This window comes from Bacillus sp. FSL K6-1366, from assembly GCF_037976695.1.
Classification (GTDB): domain Bacteria; phylum Bacillota; class Bacilli; order Bacillales; family Bacillaceae; genus Bacillus; species Bacillus subtilis.
On record NZ_CP150268.1, the window covers coordinates 1,651,402 to 1,668,565 of the forward strand.

Below are 17,164 nucleotides of genomic sequence, written 5' to 3' on the forward strand. Positions count from 1 at the left end.
CTTTTAAAAAGTAAAGAGAAGTCCCTCAGAACTTCTCCTAACATTTTGAAGTGTCAATATAAAACAAACCAACCTCATTTAGCAACTTTATTATTATCTAATTCCAAAATAGCATTATAAATACGATTCCTATTATTTTTATCAGTATATGCAAAAAAGTTATCTACTCTTTTTCTATACTTATCTTCCATATGACTATTGTTTTTCATATAATAGATAACTTTATCAACTAAGCTATTATGATCTTCTATTACATCACCAAACCCCATTTTTTTATAATCATAATAATCAAGTTTAAAATGGTATGATTTTTCGTATTGATAATAGATAACAGGTTTTTTCTCATATGCAAAATCAAACGCTACAGATGAAAAATCAGTAATCATTATATTAGAAGAATTAAATAGCATTTGATAGCTGCTGTTATAGTCGGCAAACTCCACATACTCATGCTTTTCAAAGTCTACAATCTGTTGCTGAATATCTGGGTGCGGAAAAAAAGTTATTTTATAATTATTTTTCTTAGCAAATTCGATTAGCCGTTCATCATTAATCAAAGCATTATACCTAGAAAAGTATTCACTATCTTTAAATTTCGGGTTGTACGGTCTTACTCCTTTTGCCTGATCTTTCGGTAATACAATATCTTTTCTCCAAGTCGGCATTATTAGAAGCTGCTTTTCTCCTTCACTCTTCTTAAGATTATCGTATCTCGGAAATCCACCCAACAAAATATTCTCTTTTTTATAGTTGTAATTCCCTTTCACAATAGACCGATATTCAGGTTTGGCAGAAGTGACTAATAATTTGATATTCTTACTGTATTTATTTAACCATTCAGAATGATCTGCCATTGTTATTCCATGCTGCAAAAAGACAAACTCAAAATTAAATAAATCTCTAAAATAAATCTCCATATTAAAAAATGGATTTACAACCCATATATCTGCATGTGTCGATATTACTTTGGAAGAGGATAAGGTTAAAATTTTATGTCTAAAAGATCTGTATGGTATAACCTTTCCATATTTTTTAATCCTGTCGTAATCCTTGCTATCTTTTTTTATTATAAAGTATTTTTTTGCCCCATCATTCTGGTTGATTGCATATTTAAAGAGGTGCTCGGCATTATCATCAGCTTTGTCTTGTCTGTCTATGAATAACCATACTGGTTTTCTATTAAAAATAGTGAAAACATGGTGTGCTATTCTTGCCACAAGTGCCTTCTTAATCGCTGATTTTCTTTTTTTTGATTTCCCCCCTGATTTATGAAGGGATTTCAAGAAACGAAACTCTTTTATAAATCTATTTTTAACATTGTTTTTTTCGAACATTAATTTTTTATAATTATAATAAAAGATATAATCCTTTTTAGCTGCATAAGCATTAAATAGGTCATTTGACAAACCTGAATACTTAAAGAACCGAAGCTTTGCCATTTTTCTTTTTTTACCTTTTGCTATAAAAAATTCAATATGGTGATTTCCAGCAAGATAGCTTTTCGGTATATCTATAGAAAAACCAGGATATTTTTTTATTACCTCTCCTAAACTTATATAATCGTTATGACTTCTTTTTATTTTCTTAGCTTTTATTTTAATTTCTCCAATTTTAGCATAAAAATTAAAGCCTTTAGAATTAAAAAGAGAGCTCCAAAATCCTTCAATATGAATAGAATCCTCATTTTCTTCTAAAATCTCAATAGTTAGAGTTTGATTCGATAACTTCGAAACAATTTTATCTTCTCTGAATAAATAATAATCTTGTTCAGTTTCTTTTTCATATACATACTTACTATAATTTTCACCGTGTTTTATTTTTAAAGCATGATATAGATAGAAATGGCTGACACTTTTTGTATTAATAATGACATCGTCGTCAATATACGATAATACTTCTCGTATCAATGTTAAAAATTCGCGGTATTCATTTTCGTCTAAAGGTGTTTCACTAATATCCTTAATCAATAATTTCCACTTCAAATCATGCATAACCATGTATTGAAGAAACAAAGGTATTTTTTGTTCATTATTTTTGGTGATATCGATTAAATTCTTGGAGAAAGTGATAAGTGAATGGTTAAACCAATTCTTATTTGCTTTAGCAGTCTGCATGGCAGACGATCCATCTTCTCTAACTCTATAATGATATTTTGCCTCCTTAACAAGACCATACTTTTTCTTTTGCGATATAATTAAATTAACTAGCTTAGCATCTTCACCTATTTTACAATTTTCATCAAACCTGATATTTTTCAAGGCATCATTTTTTATAAATGTAGAACAGCAATGAGTTAATATATGATGTGGTTCTTTTTCCACATCCAATATTCTCGTTGCAGAAAACTTATTATTTAGATTATGTTCTCCAGTTCTTCCTTCCTCAAAAAATATTGGGATTGCTACAATATCAATTTCATTTTTATGTTGGTTAAAGAAGTTTAAAACATTTTCGAATGTTTCTTCTGAAACTAAATCATCCGGATCCAAAAATTGAATATATCTGCCTTCAGCATACTTTAAACCATAATTTCGGGCACTGCTCACTCCGCCATTCTGTTTCTTTACATATACAATATTTTTTGGATATTTTTGAGCATATTCTTTACAAATCATTTCACTTTTATCAGGGCTTTCATCATTCACAAGTATTAACTGAATATTCTCGAATCCTAAAGTCTGGTTAATAACGCTTTCTATTGCATCAGTTAGATATAACTCGACATTATAAATCGGCATTATAACACTGAAATCATAGTTAAAACTCTTTTCGTTCATAAAAGATTACTCCTAACAAAATGTTTATATGAATAAGAATCCGGGTAAATAAAAGTAAAAACAATTAGAGTGCTAAATTTTTGAAAACACATAATTAATTTAGTAAAATGTATAAAAAGGATTCCTTACCTGTTTTTTAAAGTCTTTGTAAGAAAACTTTTAAATACGTTTACATGGTTAAGTTCTAAAGCATCATTTGGTGTTTTTAGGACAAAGTCAAATGCAAGGGCCCAAATCGGTATTTCTACAACAAAACCAGCATGTCTAAAATCTCTTAATTTATATCCCCATACTTCAATTGTTTTTTTCAGTTCTTTTCGTTTACATACTTTTAATCTATTAAAATATTTTATATATAATCTGTCATTTTCTTTCATCTCATAATACTGGTTAATAAAGTGCCCTGTTAATTCAAGCCTAAACCCTTTTATTTTTGTCGAAGTAACAGTACATGAACTAAGCAGTACTCTTTCTTTTTTTATATTTTCAAGAGCTTCTGTATTTTCTTTTAATAAGTGAAACATAAATTCTTTATAGTACATCGGCATATCTTGTTCTTTTATAAATTGCGGATCAATAAATTTTAAAACTTTTATAAAATTATCAACAAAAACTTTTTGTTCTTGTTGATCTAAAACAGACTTATAAACATCTCTATAGTTCGGATATAAAAACAATTTCATATGATATACAATTAAAAATTGCAGATAAGGCAAAACTATATCATATTTTTCTATTGAATCCATCAACAAAGTCATGTAACATTCATTCAACAAATATGTGTACCTTTTTTTGTTAAACCACGAACGATCAACTAACGAGTTCTGTTCTTTCCGTTTTCTATAAAAATACTTTCCTTCTGCAACTGCTCCGTATCTTTTTTCTTTCAGTAATAACTGATTAAAAAAGATAGCGTCTTCCCAAAACTTTATAGATTCATCAAACTGGACGGTACGATTTAGTGTATGTCTTCTGTAAAAAGTGCCGCCAATATAAAAGTGAATAGCTTTATAATCGTTGAGAATATTTATAACTCTTGTTCCTTTTTCAAATCTATTATTTAATTTATGTTCGCCTTCTTTTTCACCTGTGTAATAAACAGGTAATACCGCGATATTTACATCTTCGGAATCACAAAAAAAATCATAAACACTTTGCAGTGCATTATGAGACAATGCATCGTCAGAATCAAGAAAACCAATAAATTTAGATTTTTCGCTTACATTTGATAATCCACAATTTCTTGCAGCAGAGGGTCCAGAGTTTTCAATTTTCATGATTTTAATATTATTAGGATATAGATTTTTAAAGGACTCACAAATTTGAGGACTGCTATCAACACTGCCATCATCTATTAATATCAGTTCTATATTTTCCTTAAATCCTATTGACTGGTTAATGACACTCTCTATTGAGTACCTTAAATAATTCTCAGAATTATATATTGGCATAATTATAGAAAACATGTTTGTACCTCTTTATTTAGAAGTTAAAGGATCGTTTCAATTACTCTTTTAGAAGCCTTGCCATCTTCTAAATTACAAAATTCATTATAAAAATCCTCATAGTTATGATCTATATAAGGATTATGTAACAACTCTATTACCGTATCTATAAGTTCTTCACTTGTTTGAACCAAGTTTCCTGGCGTTTTTTGCTGAAAATTAAAATAAAAACCTCTGATAGAGTCTCGATAAGCCGGGAGATCATACACAAAAAATACGATGGGTTTTTTTAAATTCATATAATCAAAAAAGACAGAAGAATAATCCGTAATCAATAAATCACTAATTAAATATAAATCTCGAATATCTTTATATAAGGAAACATCTTTCACAAAATCTTTATATTTCCCTAAATTAAATTGTTCTGAAACTAGATAATGCATTCTTAAAAGAATAACCACAGAGTCCCCAAGCTTCCTCTTCATTTCCTCTAAATCAAATTGAAGTTTAAATTTATACTGACCAACTTTCTTAAACTCATTGTCTCTCCAAGTTGGTGCATATAAAATTATTTTTTTATCTTCGCTAATTTCTAACTCTTGTTTTACCCTATTTATTAATGATTCTTTATTTGGTGAATATAGAATGTCATTTCGCGGATAACCTGTTTCTAAAATTTGTTTTTTAAATTGAAATGCCCGTTTAAAAATTTCAGTCGAATAAGCATTAGGAGAAATCAAATAATCCCATTTGCTTGCTTCCTGCAGAAAATTCTGTTTATATTTTTCGGTTGTGGTTCCGGGCATATGCACTTCATCCATATCATTAGCAAGTTTTTTTAGCGGAGTGCCGTGCCACGTCTGTACATACAATGTGTTTTTTGGTTTTGGAATCCATAATGGGAGCCGGCTGTTTGTAATCCAATATTTCGCTGTAGCCATGTACCAAATCCACTTAAAAGAAAACCTTTTTATATATGCTGCATCTACGCCGTCTAATGCCGACAAATATCGTTTATCAATGCTCCATATCATTTTATAATCATATTGATCTTTATTTTCCTGTAAATATTCATAGATTGCTCGGGGATTGCAGCTAAACTGTTTTCCTGAGTAGCTTTCAAATAAAATTAATTTATTGTTTCTTGGCAGAAGAGCAAAAATCTTAAAAAGAACTGAATAGGCCCTGACTAATAAACTTCTGCATTTTTGTAAAATAAAAGATTTCATAATGAACTCCTTAAAGAGTAAAAAATTTATATTTGCGCAAACAAGAAAAAAAGAAGCAACTGAATTACTTCAAGCCTCTTTAAGTTAGTGCTTCTATAAACTAGCCATGTCTTTTTTGATTTGGGTAGTTGAAATGCCTTCTGTTCTCGGAAGGTAAATGACCTCACAATATTCCTTTAAGAAGTCAAATTTCCCTTTCCAATCATCGCCGATCACAAATGTATCTATATCGTACTTTTGAATATCTGAGATTTTTTGTTCCCAGTTTTTTTCGGGAATCACTTCATCCACAAAATCAATTGTTTCTAAAATGAATTTTCGATGTTCATAGGAATGATGCGATTTTTTTTGTTTTTGAAGATTAAATTCATCTGTAGATAATCCCACGATTAAGTAATCACCCAGATTTTTTGCTCTTTGCAGCAGCTTCATGTGTCCATAATGAAATAAATCAAATGTTCCGTACGTTATCACTTTCTTCATCAGATAACATCACCTTCCAACCGTTTTCAACTGAGAGTACCAGAAAAAAACCACAAACCTTAACAGATTGTTTATAATTTCGACACATTTTTTACGTACCATTAATATTGAACAATAATAGCATAAGTTCCTATAAAAGTTAAGGCTCTTTAAAAATGTCAATCACCAGCATTTTTTGGTATCATCGTTGTATTGATGTATAATTTTTACAGGTCTAATGCCTTATCTATACCCATTATAACAAGTTTTCTTTTTCGAAAAAATCGAATCTTTTGTCGCGTTTTTAAGTGAAACGATTTTCTTTCTGCTGCGTCATTTATTTTGTACGCCCCTCCTCATATTAATTCATCGTCAAAACGTGAAGGAATTGTAATGTGAATGTTAAAAGTTCCTAAAGATTTTTGTGGTAAGATAGAGTAAAATGTTTTCAGACAAAGAGTCTTTAATCAAACTATACGAATGACACGTGTTTTTTATAGACATATAGATGAAAAGGAGGGTTGATACGATGCAAACGAAACCCATTAATCAATTAGATTTTGTAGACGGTGAACTGACTTCATTTGTATCACATTTAGAAACGTCATTTTTGGACCAGAATAAAGGTGCGTTCATCGTAACAGCGAATCCTGAAATCGGATTTGAAGCGATGCAAAATCCGCGTTATGAAGCGGTTCTTTCATCTGCTGATTTTATTTTGCCGGATGGCATTGGTGTTGTGTTGGTTTCCAAGCTAATTGGTAAGCCGCTTCAATCCAGAATCGCCGGTTATGATTTGTTTACATCTTTGCTTGAGAAGGCTGATCAAAAGAAAAAACGGGTTTTCTTTTACGGTGCAGCTAAGCATGTGATTGCTCAGACAATCGAGCGAGTCGAACGTGATTATCCTGGGATTGAAATTGCCGGATATTCTGACGGTTATGTGAAGAATCAACATGAGGTGGCAGACAAGATCGCAGCCTCAAATCCTGACATGGTATTTGTTGCTTTAGGTTATCCTAATCAGGAGTTCTTTATCCATAAATACCGACATCTATTCCCTCAGGCTGTTTCTGTAGGGCTGGGCGGAAGCTTTGATGTGTTCAGCGGCAATGTCAAAAGAGCGCCCTCATTTTTTATCCGTTTTCACCTTGAATGGATGTACAGGCTGATCACAAACCCTGCGCGCTGGAGAAGAATGCTTAGCATTCCTAAGTATGTTACAGCCGTGCTGAAACATGAACGAACTTCAGCAAAGCCGCAATATACGGGACAGGTCAAAGATCAATCACGCCATCTGTAATGGGCCTTAAAGGAGCTATGGTATGTAATGAAATGCATGAATCTTTCACTGTGCCTGCCGACAATCCGTGGCAGCCGTTTTGAGCTGATGACAGATTGAAATCCTGGTTTGCGTTTTTTTACTATGTGTTCATCAAAGTCATCGGCGCATTGCTGTTTTGGGTCAAACCGGGAAGTCAAGTGACCCTTCTTGTTTCCTTTCCTGATAATGCCCGGGCAATATTAAAAGAATATCAGATGGGACACTACTCATTTCCCATTCATGTACTTCTGACCCAGCATGCCAAATCGCTGGAAACAGAATTTCCTGAGCTTACTGTTTCAGTTATTAACGAAAAACACCCGCTTCATATATATAAAGCGGTCTTTTCTATGCTGAGCAGTAAAGCTGTGATTGTTGATAACTATTTTGTTTTGACAACCGTTTTGACCTGCAGACCTGATATCGAGTGTATCCAAGTTTGGCATGCGAATGGAGCGTTTAAACGATTTGGGTTAAAGGATATCAACACACAGAATCGTTCGCGGGCTGACGTGAGACGCTTTCGCAAAGTGTATGCTTCATTTGACCGGATTGTCGTCGGTTCTGAACATATGGCTGACATATTCAAGGAATTCTTCGATATAAAAGGTGATAAATTTCTTCGGTTTGGCGTGCCTTTAACCGATGCTTACTATGAGGTGAAGGAAAACAGCAGTGACCTTAAAAGCAAATATCACCTGCCGGCAGAGAAAAAAATCATCCTGTATGCGCCAACCTTTAGGGATCATCAGTTTGAAAGCTTTTCACTGCCATTTTCAGAAAAACAGCTGCAGCATGATTTAAAAGGAGAATATTTACTTGCAGTAAAACTTCATCCTGTTATGAAGCAATCTGCTCAATTGCATGGGGATAGTGCGTGGATAAAAGACGTATCAGATCTCCCTCTTGCAGACCTTTTAAAAATGAGTGATCTGTTAATATCAGATTATTCTTCTGTCCCTTTTGAATTTGCTTTGCTGGACAAACCCATTTTGTTTTATACGTATGATATGGAGGCTTACAACAGAACCCGCGGTTTAATCCGCCATTATACAGAGGTAATCCCCGGGGTTCCTTGCCGTGATTCAGGAATGCTCTTGGACCAGCTGAAAGATATGAACAGGCTTCAAACTGAAGTGGAGCGCTTTTCACGTGAATGGAATCTGTACTCAAGAGGGAATGCCAGCAAGCTGCTTTTAAGCTATGTAAATGAGAAATCAAACTGATCTTTATATATAATAGAGATCGGTATTGCAAATAATATGAAAACCTTTTATAAAACATTATGAGTTGTAGTAAGGAAGGAGTCATTTTATGATTTATGCTGAGATTCTAGCCGGTGGAAAAGGTTCCCGCATGGGGAACGTCAATATGCCAAAACAGTTTTTGCCGTTAAATAAACGCCCAATTATCATTCATACGGTTGAAAAGTTTTTATTAAATGACCGTTTCGATAAGATTTTAATCGTCTCCCCTAAAGAGTGGATTAACCATACAAAAGACATTTTAAAGAAATTCATCGGGCAGGATGATCGCCTGATTGTCGTTGAAGGCGGCAGCGACCGTAATGAATCTATTATGAGCGGCATCCGCTATATTGAAAAAGAATTCGGTATTCAGGATGATGACGTGATCATCACTCACGATTCTGTGCGTCCGTTTCTCACTCATCGCATTATCGATGAAAACATTGATGCTGTTCTTCAATACGGCGCGGTTGATACTGTTATCTCAGCCATTGATACAATTATTGCTTCAGAAGACCAGGAATTTATTTCTGATATCCCTGTCCGCGATAACATGTATCAGGGGCAAACACCGCAAAGCTTCCGGATCAGCAAATTGGTCGAGCTTTATAATCAACTGTCCGATGAGCAAAAAGCTGTCCTTACTGACGCTTGCAAGATCTGCTCGTTAGCAGGTGAAAAAGTGAAGCTGGTCCGCGGTGAAGTCTTTAACATTAAAGTAACGACACCATATGACTTAAAAGTGGCTAATGCCATTTTACAGGAGCGAATTTCACAATGATTAATCAAACATATCGTTTAGTTTCTGCCCGACAATTTGAAGTGACATATAAAGATAAAGTTGTCCATTCAGATAAGGTCGTCGTCCGTCCTACCCATTTATCCATCTGTGCTGCAGACCAGCGTTATTATACTGGCTCACGCGGCAAAGAAGCGATGGACAAAAAGCTGCCGATGGCTCTGATCCATGAAGGGATCGGAAAAGTCATGTTTGATCCGACAGGCACATTTAAAGTTGGAACCCGGGTTGTTATGGTGCCAAATACACCGGTTGAAGAGCATGAAGTCATCGCGGAGAATTACCTGCGGTCCAGCAGATTCCGTTCAAGCGGTTATGATGGATTTATGCAGGATTATATGTTCATGGCGCCTGATCGGCTTGTTGAGCTTCCAGACAGCATTAATCCGCATGTCGCAGCCTTCACTGAGCTTATTACAATTGCAGTTCACGCGCTTTCCCGCTTTGAGCGCATGGCGCATAAGAAGCGTGACACATTCGGTGTCTGGGGGGACGGAAATCTCGGATTTATCATGACGCTTCTACTGAAGAAAAAATATCCAGACAGCAAGGTGTTTATTTTCGGAAAAACACCTTACAAGCTTGATCATTTTTCTTTTGTTGATGCAGCTTATCAAATTAACGACATTCCTGAAGATGTCAGAATCGATCATGCCTTTGAATGCGTGGGCGGACGCGGCAGTGAAAGCGCAATTGAACAGATCATTGCCCATGTCCATCCTGAAGCGTGTGTAGCGCTCCTAGGCGTGTCTGAATACCCTGTTGAAATTGAAACAAGAATGGTGCTTGAAAAAGGGATTACGCTGATCGGCAGCAGCCGGAGCGGACGCGAGGATTTTGCCCGTACTGTAGACTTTTTAGCTCAATACCCTGAAGTCGTTGATTATTTAGAAACATTAGTTGGCGGACGCTTCCCGGTACGCAGTATTGAGGAAATTACAAACGCGTTTGAAGCAGATTTGACTTCATCTTGGGGAAAAACTGTTATTGAATGGGAAATTTAAACAGTGAAAACATTCCTTACGCGAATTGTAAAAGGAGTATTCGGCACTGCTTATAAACTATTGAGCGCTTTATTACCAGTACAGCACAACAAAATTGTCATAGCTTCCTATCGTGAGGATCATTTAAGTGATAATTTTAAAGGTGTCTATGAAAAGCTGAAGCAAGACCCGTCTCTTCGCATCACCCTGCTGTTCCGCAAGATGGATAAGGGGCTGATCGGACGAGCTGCATATTTGCTTCATCTTTTCAGCTCGTTATATCACCTTGCAACATGCCGCGTGCTTTTGTTGGATGATTATTATTTTCCTTTGTATGTTGTGCCAAAACGAAAGGAAACTGTTGCCATCCAGCTTTGGCATGCTTGCGGCGCGTTTAAAAAATTTGGCTATAGCATTGTGAACAAGCCGTTCGGCCCTTCTTCTGATTATTTGAAGATTGTTCCCGTGCATTCAAACTATGATTATGCCATTGTCAGTGCACCCGCTGCCGTTCCGCATTTCGCCGAAGCCTTTCAAATGGAGCAAAAGCAGATTTTGCCGCTCGGCATTCCAAGAACGGATTATTTTTATCATAAGGAACATATTCGCACTGTACTGGATGAGTTTCATCGGGTTTATCCTGAACTGAAGCATAAAAAAAAGCTTTTGTATGCTCCTACTTTTCGAGGCAGCGGACATCATCAAGAGGGTGACGCTATACCGCTTGATCTGCTACAATTAAAATCGGCGCTAAACCATAAAGATTATGTCGTGATCCTCCATCTTCATCCGTATATGCGCAAACATGCGCACACGGAAGAGGATGATTTTGTGCTGGATTTAACTGATTCGTACTCTTTGTACGATTTGATGGCAATCTCTGATGGGCTGATAACCGATTATTCTTCAGTTATTTTCGAGTACAGCCTGCTGAAACGTCCGATGTATTTTTACTGCCCGGATTTAGAAGACTACTTGGAAGAACGTGATTTCTACTACCCGTTTGAATCGTTTGTACCCGGGCCGATTTCGAAAGACGTTCCATCGCTTGTACACGATATCGAGAGTGATCACGAGGCTGATACGAAACGTATTGAAGATTTTTCACAGGCATTTATCACCCATCAGGACGGCAAATCTTCAGAGCGGGTAGCCGATTTTATTTCATCATTTTTAACATCTGGTGCCGATTAGGAGAAAGTGAGGTACAAAGTGAAGCTGGCAAGAAAGATTAAGAACAGACTTTTCAGATCAAAAAAGAAAACGCAAAAAGAAAATGCAGCTGTCATTGTCCATCCAGCTGATAACAGGGTTTTTTCTCTATTTGATAAAACGAAGCGAATTGAAGAAAACCAGCAAGTCCCTGTCAGAAAGATTTCTGAGTTTTCTTGGAATGGGTCAATTCTAAAAATTGCGGGTTATATGTATATCAAGGGCCTGCCGCTTCAAAAAGAGGATCAGGTTCGAAAACGTTTATTATTGGTGAACAACGGTGTTTTATTTACAGCTGTTTCACTGCGGGATGTTCCGGTAGATAAGCTGTCAATTGATACTTCAAATGTGCCAGGAGCCTATAAGTGGGCAGGATTTTCACAGCAGATTAACTTTTCTAAGCTGATGAATGACAAACCTCTTCCGCAAGGCGAGTATAAGCTGTTTCTCGAGATTGAAGCTGTAGATGACCAAAATGTAAAACATCAGGAAGTGCATACAGTCGGAAATGTAAGTAATTTCCTTTCTAATGATGTGTATGCCACAAAAATGGAATTTCATTCTGCTAAAAAGCTGATGAAGTTCAATTTAATCGTTAATTATGATGAGGGCGAAAAGACGATTAATTTGTCTTGCAACAAACTGCAGGAAATTGATCCGAGCCTTTTGGAGCTGGATACTGGAAAAGAGGCAAACCGCTTTTTGCGCAAGCTGAATACAAGCTTATTCCATTTTGCTTATGATGTATTCCGCCTGCTTCCAATTAAGTCTAATAAAATTGTCTTTGCTTCTGACAGCCGGCTTGATATGACAGGAAACTTCGAATTTGTTTATGAAGAGCTGCTGAAACGTGAAGAAAATTTTGATTTCAAATTTTTCTTAAAGAGCAGCATTCGAGATAGAAAAAGCCTGTCTGAACTGATGTCGATGGCTTATCATTTTGCGACAAGCAAAATCATTTTTATAGATGATTTTTATCCGATTATTTATCCGTTAAAAATCCGTAAAAATGCGGACCTTGTCCAGCTGTGGCATGCTGTCGGCGCCTTTAAGACATTCGGCTACAGCCGAATCGGTCTGCCAGGAGGACCGTCACCGCATTCGAAAAACCATAGAAACTACACGAAGGTTATTGTCAGCTCTGAAAATATACGGAAGCACTACGCAGAGGGCTTTGGGGTAGACATTGAGAACGTCATTGCTACGGGCGTACCGCGAACAGACTTTTTCTTTGATGAAGCGAAGAAGGCATTTGTAAAAGAACGCCTTTACACGGAATATCCGTTTCTAAAGGACAAAAAGGTCATTCTTTTTGCTCCAACCTTCCGCGGAAACGGTCAGCAATCAGCTCATTATCCTTTTGAAGTGCTTGATTTTGACCGTCTGTATCGAGAGTTAAAGGATGAATATATCTTCTTATTCAAAATTCATCCATTCGTACGAAACGATGCCAATATACCTTATCAGTACAGCGATTTCTTTTATGATTTCTCTTCGTTCAGAGAAATTAATGAGCTATTGCTCGTAACAGATATTCTGATAACGGATTACTCTTCTGTTTGCTTTGAGTATGCTTTATTAAATAAACCAATGATCTTCTTCAGCTATGATGTAGATGATTATATTCGCAAACGTGATTTCTATTACGATTACTTTGACTTTATTCCTGGCCCTCTTGCGAAAACGTCTGAGCAAATGATTTCGATCATTAAAGAAGAGAAGTATAACTTTGAGCAAATTGATTCATTTGTTCATTATTTCTTCGATGATCTTGATGGAAAAGCAAGTGAGCGAGTCGTCGATCAAATTGTTTTCCCTCAGGAAGAAGAGCCATCAGAGGATAAAGTTCTTAAAAGATAAATCAAAAACACCTTTTGCAGCCGCAAAAGGTGTTTTTTTTATTGATATTCCGGAACATCAAAGTAAAGTGTATAGCCGTCCAGCAATGAATACAGGCTGTACATGCGGTTTACTTGTTTGTACGCCCAGCCGATGTCTGTTGCGTATTGATGTGTCGCTGTAGCTGACCATCTCATTTTGTACAGTGTGTCCTGATTGTAAGCTGTGTTGTGGATATACGATGAGCCTATGAATTTAGCTCCGCCGATAATGGCCGCTTCTGGTGTGAACCAGCCCTGCTCGTACGCATATTTGGCTCCGTAGTAATTCGGATTGCTGTCGTATGCTCCAATTCCATACATGTTGTATACGGTTTTTCCGTTATAGGTTAATCCATTGGCTAAAGCGGATGTCCCGTTTCCTGTTTCCAGAAGAGCGTGTGAGATTAAATACAGTTCGTTGATGCTATATTGATTGGCGGCATCGATAAATGCCTTTGCTCTCCCTGTCAGGATGCCTTTACCCGCAAGCACTTTCTGATTGACCTCAGTAACGCTGAGACCCGCTGTCTGTGACAGCTTGAGAAATTGGAAGTAGTATTTGCTGTCTCTGGAAAAGTTATTCGGATCCACGTATTGAACTACTTCATCACTGCTTGCGTTTCGCCAGCCCAAATTGATCTTAGCCCAGCCGTTTATCTGTCCGATGACTTTCACTTTATCGCCTTTTTTAAACTGGCCGATCACGTTTGTCGGGCTGACTTCCGGCGTTGACCGGATATTTAGTACATCAGCCGTAACGGTTGATGTTGCTGTATTAATGTACGTGAGCGATACGTAAGCCGCTCCGTCTGTTTGCGGACTTACTGTCATTTGTTTTTGGACCATATCACGAAGCGAGAGATTGTAGTTTGTTTTCATGATTTGCGGGCCGTTTTTGATCTTCACGATAGATGATGTCCATCCGTATAATTGTTTTAGCTTCAATGATGCCGCAGCAGCTGTATCATTGCCTGTGAACTGCTCATTTACGCTGATTTTATAAAGCGTATTGCTTTTCGATGTGTAGCTGGGGGTTACACTTTTCGATTTAAGATAGGTTAACCCATTGTTCAATGCTGTTTTGCTGCTGAGCTGTGTTGTCACGATTTTGTATTGTGTATATGCAGTCTGGCCTGTTTTTGATGTTGTGACTGCGATTTTATTTTGTTTGAAAAATGTTAAAACGCGGTCAATCTCTTCTTGGCTGATGATAGCTTCAGTTGTGATTTGATAGCTGCTCGCAGCTGTCTGACCGGTTTTCTGGCTTGCTGCTGATATATGATTCGATTTGAAAAACGTGAGTGCCTGATTGACTTTCGTTTGATCAAGCAGAGATTCGGTTGTGATTTTAAACGTGTCAGCTATTTGTTTTTTGACGGATTTCGCAGAAGCACTCAGCTGATTTTTCTTTAATATGTTCAAGCCCTTTGTGACTTTTGCTTGATCTGATGTTTCTTCTGAGATGAGCTGATATTGATTTTCTGCTGTTGATCCAGCTGCTGTTTTTGCAGCTTTTACTTTTTTCTGAGCAAAGAAGGCTGCTGCTTTGTTTGCTTGCTGCTCGCCTAAAATCTTTGCCGTCGTGATTTGATAAGCTGCAGACGTTGTCGTTTTTTTGACGCTGGATGACGTGTAATGCCATTTTTTCTTTTTAAAGAAAGTGTCTATTTTTTGGAGCTGCTGTTTTGTTATACCCTTCATATTCACGGTATATGATGTGCTTTTTCCAACCTGTTGATAACTGCCGGATACGCCAGTGTTTTTCTTGATTTGGCTGATGGCGTCCTTTACTGTATTCAGCCCTTTGAAATAAGCTGATTGGACATTGTATGACTCAACGGTTGTTTTTTGATTGATGGACTTGTAGCTGCCTGTGATGCCAGTGCTCTGTTTCAGCTGCTGCAATAGAGTTTTGGCATTCGCTTCACCTGAAATAGCGGCAGTTGTGAACGTATAATAGGCTTGTCCTTTCACCGTTTCCTTTAATGATGCATGCAGCCCGGATTCCTTTTGGAAGGCGTTTTTGATCTGCGCTGCTCTGCTGTCTCCCACGATTGTGCCAGACTGAATGGTTGTGACAGACACCGTGTGTGTGATGGGCTGATACGAGCTTTTAATCCCTGTTTGCTTAGCCAGGCTCTGGATAAGCGCCTTGACTTTTGTCTCATCAGCAATGTCTGATGTCATGACGTTCATATAGGGCCGAGCTGCTCCGTAAGCTTTTACAGCGCCAGCCACTCCCGTCTCCTGTTTCAGCTTTGCTAGGGTAGTGTTGGCCTGTTTTTCTCCGGAGATGGCACCTGACGAGATGGTGACATATGGCTGTTTGCTTCCAACAGGACTTGACGTTCCTGTAATCGATGTCTGTTTGGCGAGTCCGCTCAGTATTGCTTTCGCTTCTGATTCGCTATGAATGCCTGAGGCGGAAATTTGGTAGGTCGTTGTTGTGCCTGAAGCCTGATAGGATGCATCCCAGCCAGTATCTTTTTCCAGTTTGGCGACAGCTTGTGAGGCTTGGCTTTCTGTACTGAACGTATTCGACGGCTCTACTTTATATAGTGAGTAGTCGGTATACGCGGCTGCCTGGGCAGAACCAGATATGGCAAAAAAGGCAAGGGACGCGGCGGATAGAAGCATAGGTGCGATTAGTCTCTTTTTCATTCCTTCTCCTCTTTCTTATTCTATGAGTATATAAAACTAGTTTATTTATCGGCACGCGCATGCTTCATTTATAGGTGAATCACTTCCATTTTCTAATAAAAAAAACTTAATCTCGAAGTGAGATTAAGTTTAAATATGAGACACGATAAGGGTACAAGTTCCTTTTATCGTAAAATCGGGCATTTGAGCCGGCAAAATAAAGTGATCACCTTTTTTGAGCGGACATGTTTTGTCCTCATACTTGAGCAAACCGCTTCCTTCTATCACGCTGCAAATCAGAAAGGATTCATCCTGAGCCATTTCAGCTTCGCCATTGATGTCCCATTTATACACCGAAAAATATTCCCCTTGAACAAACGTTTTAATGGTTATGCCTTTTCTTGATTCGGTCGATTCATCTATATACCCGTCCACATGGGGAACCGTGGCGGCATTGACCGCTTTGGCAAAATGAAGCTCTCTCGGACTTCCGTTGCTATCAAGACGGTCATAATCGTACACCCGGTATGTGGCATCTGAATTTTGCTGAGTCTCTAAAACAAGGGCCCCCTTGCACAATGCGTGCAGCGTTCCGCTCGGCACATAATAGAAATCACCCGGTTTAATTTTGATTCTTCGCAGCAGGCCCTCCCAGTCACCGCTGTTGATCATTGTGACAAGTTCGGTTTTTGAGCGGGCCGTATGCCCGTAAATGATTTCTGCGTTTTCCTTACAGTCGATAATGTACCAGCATTCCGTCTTGCCGAGTTCTCCCTCTTCGTTTTCTCCGGCATAGTAATCATCAGGGTGAACTTTAATTGACGTATCTTCCTTCACATCCAGCAGCTTTGTCAGAAGCGGAAACCGATCCCCCTCTATGCCGCCGAATACTTCACGGTGCTCTTCCCAAAGCTCGATCAATGTCTTTCCTTTATACGGGCCATTTGCAACAGTGCTCGGTCCTTTTGGATGAGCGGAAATGACCCAGTATTCCCCCGTTGATTCTGAAGGAATACTGTATCCAAATCTATCTCGTAAAGCGGTTCCGCCCCAGATTTTTTCTTTAAACACAGGCGTTAGAAAAATCGGTGATTGCGTCATGATCCGTACCCCTCCCCTGTAAATAACTGATCATCATTTTCCCGGTGCGCCCCTCTTACAAACGC

The 17,164-nt window shown here is 37.6% G+C and carries 12 protein-coding genes; 6 read left to right on the forward strand and 6 right to left on the reverse strand.

All coding sequences use genetic code 11. The annotated features are described in order from the left end of the window. Nucleotides 1-74: 74 nt before the first annotated feature. The 4 genes from ggaB to tagD all read right to left on the reverse strand — a co-directional run bounded on the left by ggaB (nucleotide 75) and on the right by tagD (nucleotide 5,934). Nucleotides 75-2,777 carry a poly(glucosyl N-acetylgalactosamine 1-phosphate) glucosyltransferase gene (gene ggaB / locus MHI44_RS08675; RefSeq protein ID WP_339203329.1) on the reverse strand — a complete coding sequence of 901 codons (2,703 nt, stop codon included), beginning with the start codon at nucleotides 2,775-2,777 and terminating at the stop codon, nucleotides 75-77. Between the two features lie 125 nt (nucleotides 2,778-2,902). Further along, complete coding sequence (locus tag MHI44_RS08680) at nucleotides 2,903-4,243, reverse strand: glycosyltransferase family 2 protein (protein WP_256683023.1); 1,341 nt, start codon at nucleotides 4,241-4,243, stop codon at nucleotides 2,903-2,905. Between the two features lie 23 nt (nucleotides 4,244-4,266). Further along, complete coding sequence (locus MHI44_RS08685; RefSeq protein ID WP_015251091.1) at nucleotides 4,267-5,451, reverse strand: CDP-glycerol glycerophosphotransferase family protein; 1,185 nt, start codon at nucleotides 5,449-5,451, stop codon at nucleotides 4,267-4,269. A gap of 93 nt (nucleotides 5,452-5,544) precedes the next feature. Next, on the reverse strand, nucleotides 5,545-5,934 hold the full coding sequence (gene tagD, locus MHI44_RS08690) for a glycerol-3-phosphate cytidylyltransferase (protein ID WP_029318766.1): 390 nt from the start codon (nucleotides 5,932-5,934) through the stop codon (nucleotides 5,545-5,547). Between the two features lie 508 nt (nucleotides 5,935-6,442). Between tagD and MHI44_RS08695 the strand changes: the two genes are divergently transcribed. The 6 genes from MHI44_RS08695 (at nucleotide 6,443) to MHI44_RS08720 (ending at nucleotide 13,338) form a co-directional block, all read left to right on the forward strand. Then, complete coding sequence (locus tag MHI44_RS08695) at nucleotides 6,443-7,216, forward strand: WecB/TagA/CpsF family glycosyltransferase (RefSeq protein WP_029318765.1); 774 nt, start codon at nucleotides 6,443-6,445, stop codon at nucleotides 7,214-7,216. Nucleotides 7,217-7,311: 95 nt separating this feature from the next. Beyond that, nucleotides 7,312-8,463 (forward strand): CDP-glycerol--glycerophosphate glycerophosphotransferase, encoded by a 1,152-nt coding sequence (locus MHI44_RS08700; RefSeq protein ID WP_038427956.1) that lies wholly within the window; start codon nucleotides 7,312-7,314, stop codon nucleotides 8,461-8,463. An 88-nt stretch (nucleotides 8,464-8,551) separates the two neighbouring features. Further along, nucleotides 8,552-9,265 carry a 2-C-methyl-D-erythritol 4-phosphate cytidylyltransferase gene (locus tag MHI44_RS08705; protein ID WP_015384812.1) on the forward strand — a complete coding sequence of 238 codons (714 nt, stop codon included), beginning with the start codon at nucleotides 8,552-8,554 and terminating at the stop codon, nucleotides 9,263-9,265. Further along, entirely contained in the window at nucleotides 9,262-10,287 is a 1,026-nt protein-coding gene (locus MHI44_RS08710; RefSeq protein WP_003235523.1) for a ribitol-5-phosphate dehydrogenase, read from the forward strand. Before MHI44_RS08705 ends, MHI44_RS08710 begins: the two co-directional genes overlap by 4 nt. 3 nt (nucleotides 10,288-10,290) lie before the next feature. Beyond that, nucleotides 10,291-11,460, forward strand: a complete 1,170-nt coding sequence (locus tag MHI44_RS08715; RefSeq protein WP_024571914.1) for a CDP-glycerol glycerophosphotransferase family protein — start codon at nucleotides 10,291-10,293, stop codon at nucleotides 11,458-11,460. A gap of 18 nt (nucleotides 11,461-11,478) precedes the next feature. Next, on the forward strand, nucleotides 11,479-13,338 hold the full coding sequence (locus MHI44_RS08720; RefSeq protein WP_015384814.1) for a CDP-glycerol glycerophosphotransferase family protein: 1,860 nt from the start codon (nucleotides 11,479-11,481) through the stop codon (nucleotides 13,336-13,338). Between the two features lie 38 nt (nucleotides 13,339-13,376). On the opposite strand, the gene lytD is transcribed toward MHI44_RS08720, so the two are convergent. Further along, nucleotides 13,377-16,019, reverse strand: a complete 2,643-nt coding sequence (lytD, locus tag MHI44_RS08725; RefSeq protein WP_339203334.1) for a beta-N-acetylglucosaminidase LytD — start codon at nucleotides 16,017-16,019, stop codon at nucleotides 13,377-13,379. A 129-nt stretch (nucleotides 16,020-16,148) separates the two neighbouring features. Then, nucleotides 16,149-17,099, reverse strand: a complete 951-nt coding sequence (manA, locus tag MHI44_RS08730) for a mannose-6-phosphate isomerase, class I (RefSeq protein ID WP_339203336.1) — start codon at nucleotides 17,097-17,099, stop codon at nucleotides 16,149-16,151. Nucleotides 17,100-17,164: the final 65 nt, after the last annotated feature.

What these genes read in the sequence shown, in the direction of transcription:
- ggaB (WP_339203329.1), bottom strand. Translation starts at nt 2,777, where the DNA reads ATGAACGAAAAGAGTTTTAACTATGATTTCAGTGTTATAATGCCGATT.
- MHI44_RS08680 (WP_256683023.1), bottom strand. Translation starts at nt 4,243, where the DNA reads ATGTTTTCTATAATTATGCCAATATATAATTCTGAGAATTATTTAAGG.
- MHI44_RS08685 (WP_015251091.1), bottom strand. Translation starts at nt 5,451, where the DNA reads ATGAAATCTTTTATTTTACAAAAATGCAGAAGTTTATTAGTCAGGGCC.
- tagD (WP_029318766.1), bottom strand. Translation starts at nt 5,934, where the DNA reads ATGAAGAAAGTGATAACGTACGGAACATTTGATTTATTTCATTATGGA.
- MHI44_RS08695 (WP_029318765.1), top strand. Translation starts at nt 6,443, where the DNA reads ATGCAAACGAAACCCATTAATCAATTAGATTTTGTAGACGGTGAACTG.
- MHI44_RS08705 (WP_015384812.1), top strand. Translation starts at nt 8,552, where the DNA reads ATGATTTATGCTGAGATTCTAGCCGGTGGAAAAGGTTCCCGCATGGGG.
- MHI44_RS08710 (WP_003235523.1), top strand. Translation starts at nt 9,262, where the DNA reads ATGATTAATCAAACATATCGTTTAGTTTCTGCCCGACAATTTGAAGTG.
- lytD (WP_339203334.1), bottom strand. Translation starts at nt 16,019, where the DNA reads ATGAAAAAGAGACTAATCGCACCTATGCTTCTATCCGCCGCGTCCCTT.
- manA (WP_339203336.1), bottom strand. Translation starts at nt 17,099, where the DNA reads ATGACGCAATCACCGATTTTTCTAACGCCTGTGTTTAAAGAAAAAATC.